Source organism: Pseudomonadota bacterium (assembly GCA_011049115.1).
GTDB lineage: Bacteria > Desulfobacterota > Anaeroferrophillalia > Anaeroferrophillales > Tharpellaceae > DSCM01.
The window spans coordinates 1-19,051 of sequence record DSCM01000072.1 but is presented as its reverse complement, the minus strand read 5'-3'; the positions used below and the strand labels follow the sequence as shown (position 1 = coordinate 19,051).

General features: G+C 56.7%; 18 protein-coding genes and 1 pseudogene. 4 read left to right on the top strand and 15 right to left on the bottom strand.

Annotated elements, in window-relative coordinates; genetic code table 11:
- Positions 1-120 precede the first annotated feature (120 nt).
- The 4 genes and pseudogenes from ald to ENN66_05880 form a co-directional block, all read right to left on the bottom strand.
- Positions 121-1,209: pseudogene (gene ald, locus ENN66_05895) on the bottom strand (alanine dehydrogenase).
- Between the two features lie 69 nt (positions 1,210-1,278).
- Entirely contained in the window at positions 1,279-2,076 is a 798-nt protein-coding gene (gene fetB, locus ENN66_05890; protein ID HDS16131.1) for an iron export ABC transporter permease subunit FetB, read from the bottom strand.
- The gene (locus ENN66_05885) at positions 2,073-2,678 is read right to left on the bottom strand and encodes an ATP-binding cassette domain-containing protein (GenBank protein HDS16130.1); all 606 of its coding nucleotides are present in this window, start codon (positions 2,676-2,678) and stop codon (positions 2,073-2,075) included. Before ENN66_05885 ends, fetB begins: the two co-directional genes overlap by 4 nt.
- Positions 2,679-2,968: 290 nt before the next feature.
- Positions 2,969-3,370 carry a hypothetical protein gene (locus ENN66_05880; protein HDS16129.1) on the bottom strand — a complete coding sequence of 134 codons (402 nt, stop codon included), beginning with the start codon at positions 3,368-3,370 and terminating at the stop codon, positions 2,969-2,971.
- 311 nt (positions 3,371-3,681) lie between these two features.
- Between ENN66_05880 and ENN66_05875 the strand changes: the two genes are divergently transcribed.
- Complete coding sequence (locus tag ENN66_05875; protein ID HDS16128.1) at positions 3,682-4,971, top strand: methyl-accepting chemotaxis protein; 1,290 nt, start codon at positions 3,682-3,684, stop codon at positions 4,969-4,971.
- On the opposite strand, the gene ENN66_05870 is transcribed toward ENN66_05875, so the two are convergent.
- From ENN66_05870 to ENN66_05840, 7 genes are all read right to left on the bottom strand, one after another.
- Positions 4,919-5,431, bottom strand: a complete 513-nt coding sequence (locus ENN66_05870) for an O-acetyl-ADP-ribose deacetylase (protein ID HDS16127.1) — start codon at positions 5,429-5,431, stop codon at positions 4,919-4,921. The two genes, ENN66_05875 and ENN66_05870, sit on opposite strands and share 53 nt — an antisense overlap.
- Positions 5,432-5,655: 224 nt before the next feature.
- Positions 5,656-6,903, bottom strand: coding sequence for a hypothetical protein (locus ENN66_05865; protein HDS16126.1), 1,248 nt, complete (start codon positions 6,901-6,903; stop codon positions 5,656-5,658).
- A 5-nt stretch (positions 6,904-6,908) separates the two neighbouring features.
- Positions 6,909-7,580 carry an energy transducer TonB gene (locus tag ENN66_05860; GenBank protein HDS16125.1) on the bottom strand — a complete coding sequence of 224 codons (672 nt, stop codon included), beginning with the start codon at positions 7,578-7,580 and terminating at the stop codon, positions 6,909-6,911.
- Positions 7,581-7,593: 13 nt separating this feature from the next.
- Positions 7,594-8,013 carry a biopolymer transporter ExbD gene (locus ENN66_05855; GenBank protein HDS16124.1) on the bottom strand — a complete coding sequence of 140 codons (420 nt, stop codon included), beginning with the start codon at positions 8,011-8,013 and terminating at the stop codon, positions 7,594-7,596.
- Entirely contained in the window at positions 8,006-8,617 is a 612-nt protein-coding gene (locus tag ENN66_05850) for a MotA/TolQ/ExbB proton channel family protein (protein HDS16123.1), read from the bottom strand. The genes ENN66_05855 and ENN66_05850 overlap by 8 nt, the downstream gene beginning before the upstream one ends.
- A gap of 58 nt (positions 8,618-8,675) precedes the next feature.
- Positions 8,676-10,139, bottom strand: coding sequence for a DUF3450 family protein (locus tag ENN66_05845; GenBank protein ID HDS16122.1), 1,464 nt, complete (start codon positions 10,137-10,139; stop codon positions 8,676-8,678).
- The gene (locus tag ENN66_05840) at positions 10,136-10,933 is read right to left on the bottom strand and encodes a DUF3450 domain-containing protein (protein ID HDS16121.1); all 798 of its coding nucleotides are present in this window, start codon (positions 10,931-10,933) and stop codon (positions 10,136-10,138) included. The genes ENN66_05845 and ENN66_05840 overlap by 4 nt, the downstream gene beginning before the upstream one ends.
- A gap of 200 nt (positions 10,934-11,133) precedes the next feature.
- Here ENN66_05840 and lpxD point away from each other — a divergent pair, with 200 nt between their 5' ends.
- Positions 11,134-12,186 carry a UDP-3-O-(3-hydroxymyristoyl)glucosamine N-acyltransferase gene (lpxD, locus tag ENN66_05835; protein ID HDS16120.1) on the top strand — a complete coding sequence of 351 codons (1,053 nt, stop codon included), beginning with the start codon at positions 11,134-11,136 and terminating at the stop codon, positions 12,184-12,186.
- A gap of 215 nt (positions 12,187-12,401) precedes the next feature.
- Positions 12,402-13,013, top strand: a complete 612-nt coding sequence (locus tag ENN66_05830; GenBank protein ID HDS16119.1) for a DUF4412 domain-containing protein — start codon at positions 12,402-12,404, stop codon at positions 13,011-13,013.
- Positions 13,014-13,239: 226 nt separating this feature from the next.
- On the opposite strand, the gene ENN66_05825 is transcribed toward ENN66_05830, so the two are convergent.
- Both ENN66_05825 and ENN66_05820 read right to left on the bottom strand, forming a co-directional pair.
- The gene (locus tag ENN66_05825; protein HDS16118.1) at positions 13,240-14,019 is read right to left on the bottom strand and encodes a DUF4197 domain-containing protein; all 780 of its coding nucleotides are present in this window, start codon (positions 14,017-14,019) and stop codon (positions 13,240-13,242) included.
- Between the two features lie 83 nt (positions 14,020-14,102).
- Complete coding sequence (locus tag ENN66_05820) at positions 14,103-14,606, bottom strand: rubrerythrin family protein (GenBank protein HDS16117.1); 504 nt, start codon at positions 14,604-14,606, stop codon at positions 14,103-14,105.
- 204 nt (positions 14,607-14,810) lie between these two features.
- Here ENN66_05820 and ENN66_05815 point away from each other — a divergent pair, with 204 nt between their 5' ends.
- Complete coding sequence (locus tag ENN66_05815; protein ID HDS16116.1) at positions 14,811-16,739, top strand: adenine deaminase; 1,929 nt, start codon at positions 14,811-14,813, stop codon at positions 16,737-16,739.
- 262 nt (positions 16,740-17,001) lie between these two features.
- On the opposite strand, the gene ENN66_05810 is transcribed toward ENN66_05815, so the two are convergent.
- Together ENN66_05810 and umuD are read right to left on the bottom strand one after the other, a co-directional pair.
- Positions 17,002-18,267, bottom strand: coding sequence for a Y-family DNA polymerase (locus ENN66_05810; GenBank protein HDS16115.1), 1,266 nt, complete (start codon positions 18,265-18,267; stop codon positions 17,002-17,004).
- 22 nt (positions 18,268-18,289) lie between these two features.
- Entirely contained in the window at positions 18,290-18,709 is a 420-nt protein-coding gene (gene umuD / locus ENN66_05805; GenBank protein HDS16114.1) for a translesion error-prone DNA polymerase V autoproteolytic subunit, read from the bottom strand.
- Positions 18,710-19,051: the final 342 nt, after the last annotated feature.

Here is a 19,051-nt window from a genome sequence, read left to right as displayed (position 1 = left end):
TACCTCTACCCCCTGCCTGTAGACCGGTAAAGCCACAGGCAAGGCCACAAAATTGGCTGCGTTTCGCCGCATCACTGTTTCTTCTTTCACCGGGCAAAAGCCCCGGCAAGCCCCTCGTCCCTACATCAGATCCGGAAAGGTGGCGGCCACGGCCGGGCAGACAATCCGCCCGGCCCGCAGATTCAGGGCCGCCGCCTGCCCCGGACTTTCCTGTAAAAAAAGATCCAACCCTTCAGCCAGCTTGCGACAATACGGCAGGGTAGCGTTGCACAGAGCCTGACTGCTGGTTCGGCCGACGGCGCCCGGCATATTGGCGACACAATAATGAACCACGCCCTCCACCACAAAAACCGGAGCGCTGTGGGTCGTCGGCCGGCTGGCGACACAGCAGCCGCCCTGATCAATCGAGACATCGACAATCACCGCCCCCTTTTTCATCTTTCGCAACAGGGGCAGGTCAATCAGAATCGGAGCCCGGGCCCCCGGAATCAGCACCGCGCCAACCACCAGATCGGCCCGCATCACATACTCCGCCAGGGCCTGGGGGTCACAAAAAATCGGGCTGACATTGGCGGGCATGACTTCGGCCAGATGGCGCAAGCGGTCAAGGTTGATATCCATGATCGTGACCCTGGCCCCAAGACCGGCGGCGACCCTGGCGGCATTGCTGCCGACCACCCCACCGCCGACAATCAGGACCTCAGCGGGCTCGACCCCGGTCACTCCGCCAAGCAGCAGCCCCCGTCCCATCATCGGTTTTTCCAGGCATTTAGCGCCTTCCTGAATCGCCGTTTTGCCGGCGACCTCGCTCATCGGAGTCAACAACGGCAGCTGTCCCCGTTCATCCCTCAAGGTTTCAAAGGCAACCGCGACAATCCCTTTTTCGAGACAGCCCACGGTCAGCTCCGGGGAACCGGCGAAATGAAAGTAACAAAAGAGAATCTGTCACGGATTCAGCCTTTCAATCTCTTCCGGCTGGGGTTCCTTGACCTTGATGATAAGTTCGGCCCGAGCATAGATAGCTGCCGCCGACTCCACGATTTCCGCTCCCGCGAAGGCATAGTCGGCGTCTTCATAACCACAGCCGAGACCGGCGCCTTTTTCGAAAAGAACCCGGTGTCCGTCTGCGGTCAGCAGCTGGGCCCCGACCGGCAGAAGCCCGACCCGATATTCATCCTGCTTAATTTCCCGGGGAACGCCGATAATCATCTCTTCACCTCCGAAAGCAAAGTTAAAAGGCACCACTTGAGTTACGTCTGCCGGCGCGGAGGTCTTTTCTCACGAAAGCGTCAGCCGCTCCAGGCGCAGGCGCTGACGCCCGTCAAAAAGCCGACGCCCGCCCAGAAAAACCGCGATAATCGTTCCGAAACCGCTGCCCGCCGCGATCAGCAGCATAATCAGAATCTGGTATTTGACCGCTTCCAGAGGCGGACTGCCGGCCAGAATCTGGCCGGTCATCATGCCCGGCAGACTGATTATTCCGGCCGCCGTCATCGCGTTGATGGTCGGCATCAGGCCGGAACGAATACTCTCGCGGCGAATCTCACTCAGGGCTTCAAACCAATCTTCCCCCAGCATCAGCCGATTCTCGACCACCTGCCGCTGCTGCCAAACGTTGTGCAAAAGCCGGTCGAAACCCAGGGAAACCCCGTTCATGGCATTACCCAGCAGCATGCCCAGCAGCGGCACCGCGTAACGCGGCTCATACCAGGGTTGGTTGCCGATCACCAAGGTCAGGGTAAACAGGGCCAGAGGAAAGGTGCTCACAAACATGGAAAAGGTCCCGATGGCAAAACCCCAGCCGCCCTGAAAACGGCGCTTCTGCCGCCGGTCGATCTCCCGCCCGGCGCTGAGCAGCATGAAGATCGCGAGCAGGGCGATCCAGAGAGGTTCAGCCGCGCCGAACAGCCATTTCAGGATAAAACCGATAAGCAACAGTTGCAGCGTCATGCGCAGGGCGGCGCCGACCAGCTGAGCGGCAAGTTCCAGGCGCAACGGCAGGGAAACCAGAGCCAGAGCCAAGACCAGCAGGGAAACCAGGGTCAGATCAAAAGTTGTCAGGGGCGCCGCGTTCATGCGCTTTGCACCTCCTGCAGAAATCCGTTTTCGAGATGATAAACCCGGCCGACGACACGATGCGGCTGTTCCTGATCATGAGTCACCCAGAGAATCGCCGCCCCCTGCCGGTGTTGATAGTCGCCGATGAATTTTTCCAGACGCTCGCGATTTTCCCGGTCGAGATTGGCGGAAGGTTCATCCAGCAGCAAGACCGCAGGCCGATGCCGCAGCAGGCGCAGCATCGCCAGGCGCTGTTTTTCTCCGGAGGAAAGCCGGTTCACGGCCCAGGTTTCAACCCCGGCGGCAAAACCCAGAGCGGCAAGCTGATCGGCGGACGGGCATACCTGAAAATGCTCCCCGACCCGATCATGCCACCACTGACTCTCCGCCGGCAGCAAGGCCACCCGGCGCCGCCACTCCGGGGCCGTGAAACCGGCGCAGGGGCGGCCGTCAAGCAGGATCTCACCGGACCAGGGATCCAGATCCGCCAGAGCCCGCAGCAGCAAGCTTTTTCCCCCGCCGGAAGGACCCGTGAGAAAAACCGTTTTCCCGGCGGCGAGATAAAAATCAAAGGGCCCCAGATGGGCATAGCTCAAACCGGTCACCAATAATCGGGGCATAGCCGTGATTTTCATAACTTGCTGGCTTTGCAAAAAACAGTCGTTCTGCGAATGACTGCAAATAAATATTTTTTACCAATGCTTTGCCGTCACACGGCTGCATCATGGTTTTCCCAGACCGGGATTTGGCATAGCATACAGACCGGCAAACAACAAGCGGGTTATTATTTTTTTATCTGATCTTTACACTTTGCGACTAGCCATGACGTCGCGCCGGATTGATGCATTGCAGATGAATTACAAAGGCGAAAGAGCTTTCTCTCCGGACAAAAAGAATCCTTTCGCGCAGCCTAAACCGTATCTTTCGGAGATTGCTCATGCAAAAGGAAAGCCCGCCAACGAATCGACCCGCCATCTCGTTGGGCAGTAAAATCTTGGTGGCGATAGACACCATCTCCATCTTTTGCAACCTGGTTGCTTATTACGTCGGTCAACACTTTGACCAGGCTACGACCATCCGGGTCGACAAGCTGCTCCAAATTAACGACGACCTGAACGCAGACCTGCGCCAGGCGATCGTCACCTTGCAAAAAAAATATCTTTCCATCCCGAGCTTTTTCACCTTTGATCCCATTCCTAAAATTCACGAATACCTGGATCTTCATTACAAAACCAAAGAGAAAATCACCTACCCGGGACAGGAACAATACAAAAAAGCCTTCTCCCGCCGGGAACGCCGGGATCTTGCGCAAAAAAACCGATCTTCCAGACCGGGGATCATGAACTGGCTGTATCCTTCGGGGTCTTCGACGAGCACCACCAATTCACCGAGACGGTTGAAAAGATTATACTCTTTAGTTCAGACCCGGCCGCAGACAGGCTGAACATCGAACATTCAATCGACACTATATTTCACGCTACTTCCGGGCCCGATTTTTTCAGAAAAAAAATCAACGACCTCTCTCAGCTGCTTGCCGATGAAGGATTAAAAGCCGAACTCAGCCGCAACCGGATTCTGAATCAGATAGAAACAATCACGGCCCAGAAACATGAGCTCGAAACCATGCGTAAGACCAGACAACCTAAGTTTCTGCGCCTGAATATCGCGATCATGACTCTCAACCTGATGATCCTGTTTTGGCTGATCCGCAGGCTCATAGAAACCCCATTACACCGACTCAGTACGACCATCCACCAAGTTCGGGCCGGCAGCACCCCGTTAGTCCCCTATCAGAAACGTAAGGATCAAATAGGCATCCTGGCCCGGGCCATTGCTGACTTTCAACATGCCCTCGTCAGCCTGGATCGGGAATCCTCAAGGAAATTAAGCGGGAAAAACATCATTGCCGAAATGCTGGCCAAGACAACCACCAGCATTAAGCTGCTGGAGGAAAAAGCCGCCGGACTGGTCACCCTGGCCGGCACTCAGAAAAAACTGGCGACGGCGACCCTGGAACAGGCCCTGGAAGTCATGGACGCCATTGACAAAACCACGAAAAACACCGTAACCGTCCTCAAATCAACCAGAACCCAGGAAAAAACGGTCAGCGAAATTCATCATAAAATCAACCTGCAGAATCAACTTATCGAGGCGGTAGCCAACAGCACTGATCAGTCCCGGAACAATCTCAATCGTTTGAACCAGGCCGGCGGTGACATTCACAAAATTGTCGAGCTGGTCGAGAACATCGCTTCTCAAACCAGACTGCTGGCCTTAAACGCAACCATTGAGGCAACCCGAGCCGGAGAACATGGTCGGGGCTTTGCGGTCGTGGCTACGGAAATCAAGCATCTTTCCACAAAAACCGCGGCCGCGACCGCAGAAATCACCCTGCAGGTTGAAGCAATAGATAATGCCGGCCTGGAACTGGTCAACAGTTTGGAATCAATTGACGCCCGCGTCGCCGACATTAACCTTACCGGTTCTCAGGTTCAACAGCAGATCATCCATCAGGAGACTGAAGCCGAAACCATTTCCACACAGGCCACGGCGACTTCAAATTATGTCAAGGAAGTCCACGAGGCCATCTATGCCGTAAAAGCGGCGGCAACCCATACCCGAGAAATTTCCGACCAGGTGCAACGTCATGCAACGACCATCGCCACGGAAGTCAGCGAGTTACTTAATTATACTAAGAGCAGATTAAAACAACTGGAAAAAGACGACGACCTTGATTATAAAAAAACCGAAGCCGAGATCACCGCTTCTTCGTCCGGCAGCCCGGCAAAACCGTCAAGCCAGCGGCACTCAGCTTCCAGCTTTATGGTACCCCGCGACACTCAGGTTCCTGAATTTCAAATCACAGCAACGCTCGCAGCTGTCGGCGATACAAGGCGGCCATATCCTGTTTGAAACAGACAAAGACCACCTGCAATGGGGCTTGATGGCGCTGCAGGAACTCGCGCACCGTCGACACCGCGATCGCGACCGCGGCGGAAGCCGGATAACCGTACACCCCGCAGCTGATTGCCGGAAACGCGATCGAACTCAGCTCTTTTTCAGCCGCCAGGCGCAGACACTCCCGGTAGCAGGAAGCCAGGGCCGAATCCTCGCCCCGCTCGCCTCCGCGCCAGACCGGCCCCACGGTATGAATCACAAATTTCGCCGGCAGACGATAGCCCCCGGTGATTTTAGCCTGGCCGGTCGGACACCCACCCAGGGTTTGGCATGCGGCCAACAACTCCGGCCCGGCGGCCCGGTGAATCGCTCCGTCAACCCCGCCCCCGCCAAGCAGGGAAGCATTGGCCGCGTTGACGATCGCGTCAACCTTTTCAAGGGTGATATCGCCGACCTTGATCCTGATATCGACCATCAGGCCCTCCCGCTCAGAAAAATCATCTTCCCAACAACCCCGATAAACCTGCAGGCAACTTCCAGCGCCGTTGACTCCGGCTTATATTGATTTGTTTTAAGCTGGAAAATCCCGACGGAAAATCCGGGGCTCTAAAAAGTCACGGCCGCAGAAAACCTGAACCTGGAAAAACAAGCCGCCTTAGCAAACGAGCCGGACCTTGGCAAAGGTACCCTTGCCGACCGTCAGGAAGCCGCTTCCAGCCAGGGCTTGAGCCGGTCGAGTAAAGCCTGAGCCTGCCGCCGCCAAGCCGGGCGGGCGGCGGCCTTTCCCCAGGCGGCCGCGGCGGCGGAAAACCGATTCAGATTCCAAGCGCAGTAACCGGCCAGCAGATACTGATAACCGTCTTCTTCGACAAGTTGCTCCAGACGGTTCAGAAGTCGATAGGCCTCCTCATAACGACCGGCCTGGTAAAGAAACTTCCCCCGGCGAAAATCAAGTTCAACCGCCTCGATAAAAGGCTGAAGACGATCCAGGGTCTTCAAAACCGAATCGAACTCGCCGGCCTGGGCATACAGAGCCACCAGGGTTTCAAGATCCGCTCGCGTGGGTTTTTCACTCCCCAGATACAGCTCCCAAGCCGCGGCTGCGGCCTGAAAGAGCTGCAGCTGCTGATAAATTCCGGCCAACAATTTGTATTCGGCCGGCTGTAACTGCCCCGCCGCCTGAATCACCTTGTAAGCCGTCAAGGCCCGGCGGTAATCACCGTTGGCCAGGTTAAGCTGCCCATAGAGCCGCCAGTTTTCAATTCCCTCCGGTTCAAGATCAAGCAAACGGGCAGCGATTTTCAAGGCCGCGGCGGTTTCCCGCAACTGCCAATGGGCCTGAAGCAGCGCTTTCAACCAGGCAACCGGCGGGGAAGCCACACTCTCGCTCAGCTCCCGCAGCAAATCACGGGCGCCGACCGCATCCTGGCCGTAAAGCAGGGCCACGGCGGCCTGATAACGCAGCTGAGCGGCTTTTTCCGGTCGGCGGCAAGCCGCTTCCAGCAGGTTTCGCGCGGCCGCCGCATAGGCTTCCGTCAGCAGTTGGGCCTGACCAAGATTTTCATAGACCGCGTCAAATTCAGGCGCCCGTGCCAGGACCTCCAGATAAAGACGAATCGCTTCCGAGTAGCGCTGCGCCTGAAAATTAAGATTGGCCGCGACGAAACCGCACAACACCGGAAGCTGGCGGCGGCTTTCGGAAACCTGTTCGGCAAAGAGCTGCAAACCTCGTTCCGGTTCTCCGGCCTGTCCGGCTTCCTGCATTTTCTGCAAAAGCTGAAAAGACGCGGGCGAGAGCTCCCTTTGATAATACGCAACCTCATGGGCCCGGACTGCCTGCGGCCACAGCAAAACCAGCAGACCTATCAGCAACAGACCCGTATGGCTTCGTTTCTGAGCCGAAGATTGAGGCCCGCCGCGCTCATGGTTTTTTCCTCTTTTCTGCATGCTCTTCAGCGTCCCAGTTTAAAAACAATCGTCGTTTCAACCATGGTTCTGACCTTGGCACCGTTGACCAGTCCGGGCTCAAAACGCCAGTTCGCCACGGTCTCCTGCACCGCTTTTTCAAAATAGCCCGGGGGCTCGGCCGCAATAATTTCCAAACCTTCCACCAGACCCTGACGCGTGACCAGAAAACGAATCTTGACACTGCCCTCGATCCCCCGGCGCCGAGCCAGAAACGGATAAATGGGCTCCATGCGCGCCGTGCTCAACGGTTGCCGGTCAACTTCGTCAAAGCGATAAAATTCCGGGGTCGCGGCCGGAACCACGGGCAGGGGCTGCAATTTGAAATCCTGGTCAATGCGAGTCTCAATCTTGATTGCGTCAAGCTTGATCCGGGGATTAATCGCAGGCGGGGCTAACGGCGGATTAATCTTCTCGAGGAGAGGCGGCAGCGGTTTTACCTGCGGCAAGGCTTTGGGCGGAGACGAAGCCCGGGGCCGATTTGCTTCCAACCGGGCCGGTTGGATGAAAATCGGCTCCGAGCTGATTTGCGGTAATGCGGTTTCGAGGTCAGCCCGGCGAAAAAGCCAGGGCATCAAGGCCATGATCAACAGATTCATCACCAGGGCCCAAAACAGAGCCAGCGGCAGATCCCGTTTGCGCCGATGGTCACAGGACATGATTCAAGCTCACTCAGGTTCCGGACGGGGCTTCGGCCGCCACCGCGATGCGCTGCGCCCCAGCCAGCCGGCACTGATCCAACACCTTGATGGTCAGACCCGTGCGAATCTCACGATCGGCGACAATGACGATACTGCCGTCGGGATTCTGGGCCAGGAAACGCTCGGTAATCGCGCGCACACTGCGAATATCGACCGGCTGGCCATCGACATAAATATGCCCCTCAGCATTAATGCCGAAACGCAGGCCGTTCTGCCGCACATCCTCGGCCGTCAGAGCGGTGGGACGTTTGACCTCGACCCCGGACTCACGCACGAAGGACGTGGTCACCAGAAAAAAGATCAGCAGAATGAAAACCATGTCCAACATCGGAGCCATATCGATCTGGGCCGGTTTGCGCTCACGTCGCAGACGGGCTCGCACATTAATCATAATGAACTTCTCCCAACTCCTTCATCACCCCAGCCCGAAACTCATCCAAACGCTGAGCAATGCGAAAAACCCGGCGCTGCAGAAAACCCGCCATAAAAAGACCGGGGATGGACACAAACAAACCACTTTGCGTGGTAATCAGAGCCTCGGCAATGCCGTTGGCCAGGGCCCTGGGGTTCCCGGTGCCGTAAATCGAAATCGCGTCAAAGGTCGCGATCATACCCTGCACCGTACCGAGCAGGCCCAGCAGCGGGGCAAGCGAAGCCAGGACGTAAATATAATTGATGTGCCGCCCGAGGCGCTCGGTTTCACTCGTGATCAAGGAATTGAGCAGGGCCAGATTATCCCGCCGGATCGCAGTCATCGCTTCGACGAAATGCCCCACCACATGACAGAGCGGGGTGCCGAAAAAATCCTCGACCAGACGACGCTCCCGCACCGCGTCCAGGGCTTCTCCCAGATCGATATCCCGCTGATTGACAGCCCAGATGGAGCGCAGTTTCTGAATGATCAGAACCCACATGAACAAGGAAATCAGGATAATCGGCAGCATCAGAGGGCCGCCCCGATGAAAATAATCAAAAATCTCAAAAAAGAACTGCATGTTTTTCCGATCTCAACGCCCGGCCCCGAATACGGAACAAAAGCCGGACCGGCGGTTTTCAGACCTCGGTCTGCGACCTTTCATCCTCACGGCGCAAAGCCAGGCTGAGACTGACGGTTTTTTCCTCCATATCCCCGATAATGGCGTCAACCCGCCGGGAGAACCAGGTATGGAGCAGAATAATCGGAATAGCGACCATCAGACCGAGTTTAGTGGTAATCAAGGCTTCCGAGATTCCGCCCGACATCATGCGGGGATCGCCGGCCCCATAAATGGTGATCACCTGAAAGGTGTTGATCATGCCGGTCACGGTTCCGAGCAGCCCCAGCAACGGGGCAATCGCGGCCAGCACCTGCAGGGTCGGAAGAAATTTTTCCAGCCGGGGCAATTCTTTCAGAATCGCCTCTTCCATAACATTCTCCAGCACCTCGCGGTCCGCCCGGCGGGCTCCGAGCCCCGCGGTCAGCACCCGGAAAACCGGGCCCTGGCGATTTTTCAACAACTCCAGGCAACCCTGAAAATCACCCGCGTTAACCAGCGCGATAATCTGCCCCATAACCCGGTCGGTATTGCTTTTGACCCGGCCGAGAAATAAAAAGCGTTCCAGGCTGAAAACCAGCGCCACCAGCCCCACCAGCAGAATCGGCCAGACCAGAATGCCGCCGGAACGCAGGCGTTCCCAGGCATTCTGGGTCAGAGCCAGACGCCGAACCGCGTCTCCACCGGAAAAATCAAGATAAACCGAAGTCGTTTCACCGGCGATGAATTTTTTCAGATTAGCGGCTACCCGCCAACCCGGTTTCGAGACGGCGAGCCGGGCATCGTTTTCGGGACCGTAAACGGCAAAACCGCAACTCTTGCCGGCGTCGTCCCGATAAATCGTCGTCAGGGCTCCCAGACGAACCACCCGGCCCTGCGTTCGCTGTCCGTCAAGCGAGATAAACTCGCCGGTTGCGGCATGGATCCGCCCGCCCGCTTCGATTTCTTCCAGATAAAGCTCGGCAATCGCGCGAATTTCCGCCATCCCCGGATAAGCGCTGCGCTCCAGCAATTCCCGCAGCGGCAACAGCCGACCCCGGCGGTCCCCGGAAACCGGCGAATTTTCAAGCAGACTCAATTGATCACGGCCGCTGGTCCGCACCACTCCGGCCAACTCATTGAGCTGATGCAGCGCCAGACGACTTTTCTGTTCAAGTTCCTGCTGCCGCTGGGCCAGTTCTTCAAGCTCGCGTTCGCGCCCGGCGATTCTTTGTTTAAGTTCGGCGACCCGGGCCTGGGCCGTTTCCACTAACGCCAGCGCGGCCTGCCGACGTTCCCTGATCTCACTCAAGGTCAAACGGCGCTGAAGCTCAGCCTGTTGTTTTTCGTGCTCAACCTGTTTCAGGGCCCGCTCCAGTAAAGTCGAAGCGCCACCATCCGGAGTTTGCGCGCGCAGCGCCGACGGCCAACCCAGCAGGAACAAAAAACACAGGGACAAACCAACCAGAGACCACCAACGCGAAGGAATAACCAGAAAATTCATGGTTTTTCCTCCGCCACCACCGGCAGGCGCACCAGATCAAAAGCCCGCTGTTTCAAAGCCATGCGCAGCGCTTCCTTGACGGCCTCGCCGGCGGCCGTCGTCAGCGGTTGCCAGAGCTTGAGTCTTTGATTATACCAACCCGCCTGACGACCATCAAGGGTCAGATAATAAAGCGCCACCCGACCCAGGCGCAGAACCCTGACCGTGGTTTCCACTCCGGCCAACGACAGGGTCTCCTCACCGACCTCAAACCCTCGGCCAAACCCGGCCTCAATCCTGAGAACCTCCATCACCCGGCGCAGTTTTTCCGCCAGATCGACCTCGTAACGATCCAGACTTTCGCGCAGGTCTTCCAGCCGCCGTTCTCTTTCCTCCAGCGCGAAGGGCAGATCATTTCCCATAAGACCCTCCAGACGACCGACCAGCTCATCGAGAAAGGGTTCCAGACGCAGGCCGACATCCTCCATCCGCGCCAAGCCCTCCTCCAGCCGGCCAATTTCCGCAAGCCGCTGTTCCCGGTAGCCGTCCAGCTTGCGCAGGCGGACCGCCAGCAACTTCTCTTCCAGTTCCATGGCATGGGTCCGCTCCGCCAGCGTCTGTCGATCCACTTCCCACTGCTGCCGGGCCGCTTCGGTTTTCCGTTCAAGTTCCAGGGTTTCCGCCACGCCGACATCCAGCTGTTGCCGGGTCGCCGCCGGCGCCACTTCCACGGAAAAGCCCGGTGCAGAGCAACTCAGACGCAGACAGATCCCCAAGCATAAACCGGCCTTCAACCAAAGATCTTTTCGCTTCATCGATTCTCCCCAAAAGAAACAGCGCGCGCCAGACTTCCGGCTGACAAAATTTTATGTGAAGATTTCTTCTATATGTGTTAACGTAATGAATGTCAACCGGGAAGCGCGACGTCTTCACGCCGAAACCGCTTGACAAAAAGGTGAAAAACAAGGCGCCCAGGTCCGCGCTCGAAGGCGAAATTATTAAATTTATTATTTAAATGAGGTTTTTTAGAATGCGCTGCACCCTTGCTGAAATTGCCGCTCAAATCGGCGGTCGGGTAGTCGGCGATGAGACCCTGGTGGTGACCGGCATTAACAGCCTGGAGGCAGCCACTCCCGAGCAGATCTCATTCGCCGAGGAAAAATTCCTGGAGCGGGCGCAAGGCACCCGGGCCGGCGCCCTGCTCGTCCCGCGGCCGGCTGCGGGCCTGCCCTCGAATCTGATTATCTGCGCCCAGCCCTTTCGCGCGGCCGGGCTCCTGATGCGGGAAATTGACCGGGAGGCCCAGGCGCTTGAGCCCCTGATTGACGAAAGGGCCGTTATCGGCAAGGACGTTGGCTTGGGCCGTAAGCTTTATATCGGCGCCGGCGCGATTATCTGTGATCAGGTAACTATCGGCGACAACTGCCGAATTTATCCGCAGACCTTCATCGGCAAGGGCGTCCGCCTCGGTTGTGACTGCGTGCTTTATCCGGGCGTGGTCATCCGCGAGAATTGTCAGCTGGGTAACCGGGTCATAATTCATCCCAACACGGTTATCGGCTCCGACGGTTTCGGTTTTCTCCAGGTCGGCGGCGGCAATCTCAAGATTCCCCAGATCGGCCGGGTGATCATCGAGGATGATGTTGAAATCGGCGCACTATGCACGATCAACCGGGCGGCACTGGACGAAACCGTCGTCGGCCGCGGCACCAAGATTGACGATCACGTTCATCTCGGCCATGGGGTCAAGGTCGGCCACGAAACCATCATGTGTGCCCAGGTCGGGCTTGCCGGCAGTGTCCGCATCGGCAACCAGGTGATGCTCGGCCCCCGGGTCGGCGCCGCGAACAGTATAACCATCGGCGACAGGGCCCGGCTGATGGCCGGCACCTCGGCGGCCCGCGACCTTCCCGGCGACCAGGATTACGGCGGCATTCCGGCCGTCCCCCTGAAACAGTCGCTGCGCCAGCTGATGGCGGCAACCCACCTGCCCAAAGACCGCGGCCGCCTCGCCGCCCTGGAACAGCGGGTCAAAGAACTGGAAAAACGACTGCAGGAGCAAAGCTGAAACCAATCCGCCGCCACCGGGGTTTAAAGGCAACCCGTGTAATCCTTATGAGATTATGATAAAAAAGATCTGCCCCATGCGTGAACCATCCCCGCAACCCCATTGGGCTTTATCCGCCCGCAAACAATTGCCTTATCAGAACCTTTTCTTGTTAAAAAATAAGAAAAGGTTCTGATAGGAGCACTAATCTTCTAACGGAAAAAGGAAAAGTTTTCATGAAACCAAGAAAAAACTACCAGTTCACTATCATCGCCGCCTTACTTTCAGTTCTCTGGCTCGCCCCCGTTCTGCCGGCCGCCGAATTTTCCGCCGACATGGAAACCCTGGTCGCAGGCAAAACGGTTTCCCAGGGCCGGATTTTCATCAAAGGCGATCTCAGCCGCCATGAGATGAACCAGGAAGGACGCCGGATGATCATCATCAATCGCCCCGATCGAGGCCTGGCCTGGACCATGATGCCGCAGGAAAAAAGTTATCTGGAGATTGCGATGGAAAACCGCGATGATGAAATGATGCCCGAAAACTGGTCCGCCGATCTGCGCCTGAGCGCGAACCGGCGGGGCACGGAAACCATCAATGGTATCGCCTGCGATAAATATGAGCTGGTCACGGAAGACGAGAAGGTAATTTACTGGATCGATCCCCAAAATGATCTGCCGGTCCGGGTTGTCAGTCAAGACAGCGAAGTCAACTACCGCAATGTCCGTCCCGGCCCTCAGTCCGCCGATCTCTTTGAGATTCCAACCGGTTGGCGCAAGATCAGTCTCCCCCGGCTTCCCGGTCTGACGGGAAGCCCGCAAATGCCGGGAATGGGAGATCCGCGCTAAACCCTGAAAAAGCAAGCCATACCAGGCTCGTCACAAAAGCGAAAGCCCGATCCTTGCCGTGCGCACGGCAAGGATCGGGCTTTCGCTTTAATGTAGACAAGCACCATGCCCCCTTCAGCGCCAAGTCAGGAGCAGTCCCCTGATACGAACCTGCGTCCGCTTGGGCTCCAAACGGCTTCATTTTTATTGCCGTTAAAAATTCTCATTCACGCCTAGCTGAACAGGATTACTGCCCGAAAAGACGTTTCAGCAGAGAAGTCGTCTGCTTGAGAGGGTCTGAGCGAATCGCGGCTTCTTCCCGGGCCAGGTAATAAAAGATACCGTCGAGCCCCTTTTCAATCACGTAATCATTAAGATTCTGTCTGACATCCGGCATGAAGGGCAGGCTCCGGTATTGTCCCATGACCTCATCATAAACCTGAATCGCGCCGACCTCGGCAAGGCTGTCTTCAACCACCGGGGCCATGGTCGCGCTTAGGGCGGGGGTCATTTTCCCGCGGAAATATTGAGTTGCCGCATCATCCGGCCCCTGATAGATAGCTTTCACATCGACAAGCGTCAGCTCACCGATCGCGGTACTGAACAGTTCCCTGGTTTTCGGAGCAGCGTTTTCGGCGGCCCGATTCAGGCGTAACTCAAGCTCGTCAAGCATGCCGGCGCAACCGACCTTCGCCAGGGCACTCCTGACCTTTTCCAGTTTTTCCGGCAGCGGAATATGAATCAGCGCATCGTCATTAAAACCATCCTTTTGCCCCAGCTGCGTAAGCACTGTTTCGCTGCCGATGCGCAGAGCTTCCTTGAGGCCAGCGCCGATTTCGGTTTCAGAAAGGCGTTCGAGAGACGCTCCTGAAGACGACGTCCCCAATCTGCCCAGCAGATCTTTACCACTCTCCAGTAAATTACCGCCGGCTGCAAACCCGACCCCGCAGCCCAGAAAGCATCCGAGAAAAACCAACACCTTCAAGCAGAACTTTGAACCAATCAGATCTTTCCGCTCCGACCCCATTTCCCCCTCCTGTCAATAACCCAACAAAAAGGGGAGCAAACCAGCTCCCCGACATAACAAGTTCGATACCGAGTCTACAAAACTCAGTCGATCTTGTCAAATTTACCGCCCGGCACACCGCAGACTTCACATTTATCAGGACATTTGCCACTCACCGTATTGCCACAGACGCCGCAGACCCAAAAATCCTCAACCGGAAGATCGTTCCCCTGTTCATAACTTACCAGGGCTTCCTGATAAAGACCGCAGTGAATCTCTTCCACCGTGTTGGCCCACTCAAACATACGCAGGGCCTTTTTATCGCCTTCCGCTTTGGCCGTCGCAATGAATCCGGGATACATATCCTTAAATTCATGACTTTCACCGGCCACCGCCTCCCGCAAATTGGCGCCGGTATCGGCGACCCCACCCATGGCTTTCAAATGGGCATGGGCGTGAATGGTTTCAGCTGCGGCCGCGGCTCGGAACAATCTGGCGATCTGGGAAAAACCATCACTTTCAGCCTTTTCCGCAAAGGCCAGATATTTACGATTGGCCTGACTTTCTCCGGCAAACGCCGCCCGCAGGTTTTCAAGAGTCTTGGACATGATTTTCTCTCCTTTCTCCATTTTCATAAAAATTTATCACTTCACAATTCGGTTCGACCAACAATTCATACATAAGATAATCTTTTTTGTCAAGATAAAAATTCGCCTCGGGCCACCAACATGCCCCGAGTACGGGGTTACCTGGCAAGTCGAATTTAAAAACCACCTGGTCAGGCCCTCCATTCCGACCGCCGAGATGGCGGGATGCCGGCAATTAAGAGCTTGCGCCAACCCTTGTTCCGTGCTACTGAGGCTAGCAAAACGACCGCTTCGCGACCGATCAGGAACCCTTTCCCTCGTCCGCAGAAACCCGAAACCTCGCGAAGGCTTCAGTTGCTTCTCAAACCGGTGTCATTGAGTTCTTTCAGCGCCATGCCGAACCGCACCACCATCAGAAAACTGATCGCCACCGCCTTGGGCCGCGAAGCCGCCGACCTGGCGATTATCAATGCCCGCCTGGTTAATGTCTTCACCGCCGAGGTCATTCCTGAAACCACGATTACGGTCCGGGAAGGGAAAATCGCCGGCATCGGCCCCGCGCCCGCCGGTGCCATTACCGAACAAACCCAAGTCATCGATGCCGGCCATGATTTTGTCCTGCCGGGTTACATCGAGACCCACACCCACATCGCCAACGTCTTTCGCCTGCATGATTTCTGCGCCGCTGTGCTGCCTCGGGGCACGACCACGGTCATCAGCGAATGCACCGAACTTGGCAACAGCCTGGGGCAGCAGGGATTGCAGTGGCTTTTCGCGGAAGCCGAACGCCTACCCCTCGATTTCAGATTCACGGCGCCATGTTTCTCGCCACCATACCCTCAGTTTGAAAGCTGTTTTCCGATTTCTCCGGCTCAATACGAAGAACTTTTCCAACACCCGCGCCTCGCCGGGGTCGGGGAAGCTTACTGGCCCGAGATTCTCGCCGCCGACGACGAAACCCTTGAACTTCTCGCTCTGGCCCAAACTTACGGCAAACCGGTACAGGGACATTCCGCAGGCGCCAAACAAGATCAGCTCAACGCCTTTGTCGCGGCCGGCATCAGCTCCTGCCATGAACCGATCAATCCCGAGCAGGCGCTCGACCGGCTGCGCCTCGGCCTGGACCTGATGATTCGCGAAGGCAGCATCCGACGCGATCTCGCCGGCGTCGCCCCGGTTCGAAAACTGACCCGGGAAAGCCGACGGCTGACCATCTCCACCGACGGGGTCACCCCTTCCTGGCTCCTGCACGAAGGCCATCTCGACGGCCTCGGACAAAAGGCCGTCGCCCTCGGCTTTGACCCCCTGACCGTCGTCCAGATGCTGACCCTCAACGCCGCCGAGGCCTTTCAGAGAAAAGATATCGGCGCTTTGGCGCCGGGCCGCCGAGCCGACATCCTGATCGTCCCCGAACTGGAAAGATTCACTCCGCGTCTGGTTCTCTGCCGGGGCAAAATCGAGGCCGAAAACGGACGCTGGTCGGGTCGGGAGCAATTCATCCCCTACCGCTACCCCACCGCCGCCGGCCGTTCAATCCCCCTGGCCGGGGTCGAGGCCGCGACCTTCAACTACCACACCGCCCGCTCCGGCGCAGTCAGGGTTCGCGCCATTCGCCCGGAAATCGGCAGCATGGTAACCCATGAAGAACAGGTAACCCTGCCGATCAGGGAAGGAAATATCCTGGCCGATGCCCAACAGGATGTGATTAAATATGTGGTTTTTGACCGTTACGGCAGCGGCCGGATCAGCCGGGGTTTCCTGGCCGGTACCGGCATCAGGCGTGGGGCCTGGGCCTCGACCCTAAACTGGGAATGTTACCAGCCGACGGTCATCGGCCTTGATGAAGAGGAAATGGCGGCGGCCTGCAACCGTCTGCTGGAAATCAAAGGGGGCATCGTCGTCGTCGACCGGGGCCGAATCATGGCGGAACTACCGCTGCCGATCGGCGGCGTCATGGCTGAACTCGACCTGGTGGAGATTCTCGCCCGGGAATCCAGGATCGTCGAGGCCTTAACCGCACTCGGCTCAAAACTGGACAACCCTTTTTTTCATTACCAGACCCTGGCCTTTACCGGTCTGCCCTTTCTCCGCCTGACCGACAAAGGACTGTTCGATGTCCGCCGCCGCCGTCTGCTGCCTCTGGAGATCGACTGATTCACAAAACCGCAAACCGCTCCAGCCGGTTTTCAGCTCCAGCGCGATCCGGTATTGCGCCCAGCCTGCCCTGACCGCCAAATGGCGGCCCACCGCGGAAAGCCTTTACATCAAATCATCCCCTCCGGAACGCCGTGACGACAAGCAATGGTTACCGTTCAGGAACCGACGCCGGCGAGCACGCCCTGGGCGCCGGACGCGAGAGTAGCCGGGGGTTTTCCGGGACCAGGGTTCAGGTGCTTGCTGATTTTTGAAAACCTTGTCACTCCACCTCCGGCAACTCACCCCACTTGGTGGTATAGGCCCTCGACCGTAAATTAAAAACCGTCTTCCAACTCTGGTCCCGACTCAACCCGACCGCCCCGTACCGAATGGTGCCTGACCCCATAGTCCCGTTGATCAGATCAAGCACCCGCATCAATCCGCCGGCTTTATCCCGGTCAATTTCATCGAAGAAAGCGGCCTGAACCCCGGTTTCCGGGCGCAGGTCAGACAACAGAATGCCGGCTTTTTTATAGCCTTGCCCCTGCCGGTAAATCTCCCGCAATCCCTTTTTGGCATAAGCGATCAACTCCGCGGTGTAGTTGCTAGGTACCGGCAAATTGATGGTTGTGCTGTGGTAAGGGGAGTAATCCTTAAAACGGTTGGTCATGAGATACACCATCAAGACCCCGGCCACCGCTTTTTCGGCCCGCAGTTTTTCTGCTCCGGCGGAGATATAAGCCGATACCGCCTCGGATAATTCAGCGAGCGAGAAGATTTCCCGCCTGAAGGTCCTGGAGACACCGAGCGACCGTTTCCGCGGCGGTGACTGTTCCAGAGGGTAGCGGGAAACGCCGTTCAATTCATCGAGCAGTTTCAAACCCGTTATCCCCATTTTTTTCCCGATCAGCACCCGGTCGGCGTCCCTTAACTGCAGGGCGTTGCCGATCCCGTTTGCCAGCAGGAATGCGGCGGATTTAGCCCCGATGCCCCAGACATCGCCAACCGCGACCGCGGCCAAAGCCTGAGCCTGATATTTCGCCGCGCTCAAATCCAGTACGCCGTCGGCCTTGGTTGATTTTTTGGCCAGGCGGTTAGCAATCTTGGCCAGGGTTTTGGTTCCGGCGATCCCGACTGAAATCGGAATCCCGGTCCACTGTTCGACCGTCTGTTTTATCTTCCGGCCGTATTCGGCAAGATCAACCCGATTGAAAGCGGTAAGATCGAGAAAGGCTTCATCAATCGAATAAATCTCCATTCTCGGGGTAAATTGCATAAGCGTTCGCATGACCCTTTGCGACATATCACCATACAGGGCGTAATTGGAGGAATAGACCGCGACCTGATGCTTTGCCATAAGCTTCTTCAGCTGAAAAGCCGGCTGCCCCATCCTTATGCCAAGGGCCTTGGCTTCATTTGACCGGGCGACGGCGCAACCGTCGTTGTTGGACAGGACAATAACCGGTTTACCTGTGAGTCCGGGATTAAATACCCGCTCGCAGGAAACATAGAAATTATTGCAGTCCACCAGGGCAAAAACAGGCATGCGCTTTTCAATCCGGCCGTTTTCAGAGGGCATGGATCACGGTGGTAACCACGCCCCAGACGGCAAAGTTCATTTCCCCCTGGATCAGGGTGGGCGCATAATCAGGATTTTCCGGCAGCAGGTGAATCTCGCGCCCTTTGACGCGAATCCGTTTCACCGTCAGCTCGCCATCGATTATCGCGATAACCACCTTTTTGTCGGCGGCCTCCAGGGAACGATCGACAATCAGAATGTCGCCGGAATGAATTCCGGCGTTGATCATCGAATCCCCCTTGACGCGGACAAAGAAGGTTGCCGCCGGATGCTTGATCAGATGACGGTTCAGATCGAGCTGGTTTTCAATATAGTCATCGGCCGGAGAGGGAAAACCCGCAACCACCGGGACCAGAAAAAGCGGCCGTGGGAGCCGACTTTCGATATCGACCTTATAAACGGCTGTAATCGTGGTGGTCGTATTTTCCCTCCCGGTCTTCTCTGCAAAGTTGATAATTTTACTGTGCCCTCCTGTTTTTTTTGCGATTTTCAAGCCGGGTTACGAGTTTATCAAGACCCTTTTTAAACCCGGCGGCAAGCGGTTCCTACTTGACATTTTCTATAGTTTTACCTATACCTGAAACTGATTATGGCGAGATTCAATCAAGACGGCCACAGATTGATCCGGTTTACCGATTACCTGCACCCAAAACCAAGATCAGGACCGGCGTTTTCGATCCGCCGAAAGCCCCGACCGCACACGGCGGCGAGCGGAAATTCATGACTAGAAAAATAATGCTTTTTTTATTTC

Coding starts and splice junctions, on each gene's coding strand:
- fetB (HDS16131.1), bottom strand. CDS start 2,076: ATGAACGCGGCGCCCCTGACAACTTTTGATCTGACCCTGGTTTCCCTG.
- ENN66_05885 (HDS16130.1), bottom strand. CDS start 2,678: ATGCCCCGATTATTGGTGACCGGTTTGAGCTATGCCCATCTGGGGCCC.
- ENN66_05875 (HDS16128.1), top strand. CDS start 3,682: ATGCGTAAGACCAGACAACCTAAGTTTCTGCGCCTGAATATCGCGATC.
- ENN66_05870 (HDS16127.1), bottom strand. CDS start 5,431: ATGGTCGATATCAGGATCAAGGTCGGCGATATCACCCTTGAAAAGGTT.
- ENN66_05865 (HDS16126.1), bottom strand. CDS start 6,903: ATGCAGAAAAGAGGAAAAAACCATGAGCGCGGCGGGCCTCAATCTTCG.
- ENN66_05860 (HDS16125.1), bottom strand. CDS start 7,580: ATGTCCTGTGACCATCGGCGCAAACGGGATCTGCCGCTGGCTCTGTTT.
- ENN66_05855 (HDS16124.1), bottom strand. CDS start 8,013: ATGATTAATGTGCGAGCCCGTCTGCGACGTGAGCGCAAACCGGCCCAG.
- ENN66_05850 (HDS16123.1), bottom strand. CDS start 8,617: ATGCAGTTCTTTTTTGAGATTTTTGATTATTTTCATCGGGGCGGCCCT.
- ENN66_05845 (HDS16122.1), bottom strand. CDS start 10,139: ATGAATTTTCTGGTTATTCCTTCGCGTTGGTGGTCTCTGGTTGGTTTG.
- ENN66_05840 (HDS16121.1), bottom strand. CDS start 10,933: ATGAAGCGAAAAGATCTTTGGTTGAAGGCCGGTTTATGCTTGGGGATC.
- lpxD (HDS16120.1), top strand. CDS start 11,134: ATGAGGTTTTTTAGAATGCGCTGCACCCTTGCTGAAATTGCCGCTCAA.
- ENN66_05830 (HDS16119.1), top strand. CDS start 12,402: ATGAAACCAAGAAAAAACTACCAGTTCACTATCATCGCCGCCTTACTT.
- ENN66_05825 (HDS16118.1), bottom strand. CDS start 14,019: ATGGGGTCGGAGCGGAAAGATCTGATTGGTTCAAAGTTCTGCTTGAAG.
- ENN66_05820 (HDS16117.1), bottom strand. CDS start 14,606: ATGTCCAAGACTCTTGAAAACCTGCGGGCGGCGTTTGCCGGAGAAAGT.
- ENN66_05815 (HDS16116.1), top strand. CDS start 14,811: ATGCCGGCAATTAAGAGCTTGCGCCAACCCTTGTTCCGTGCTACTGAG.
- ENN66_05810 (HDS16115.1), bottom strand. CDS start 18,267: ATGCCTGTTTTTGCCCTGGTGGACTGCAATAATTTCTATGTTTCCTGC.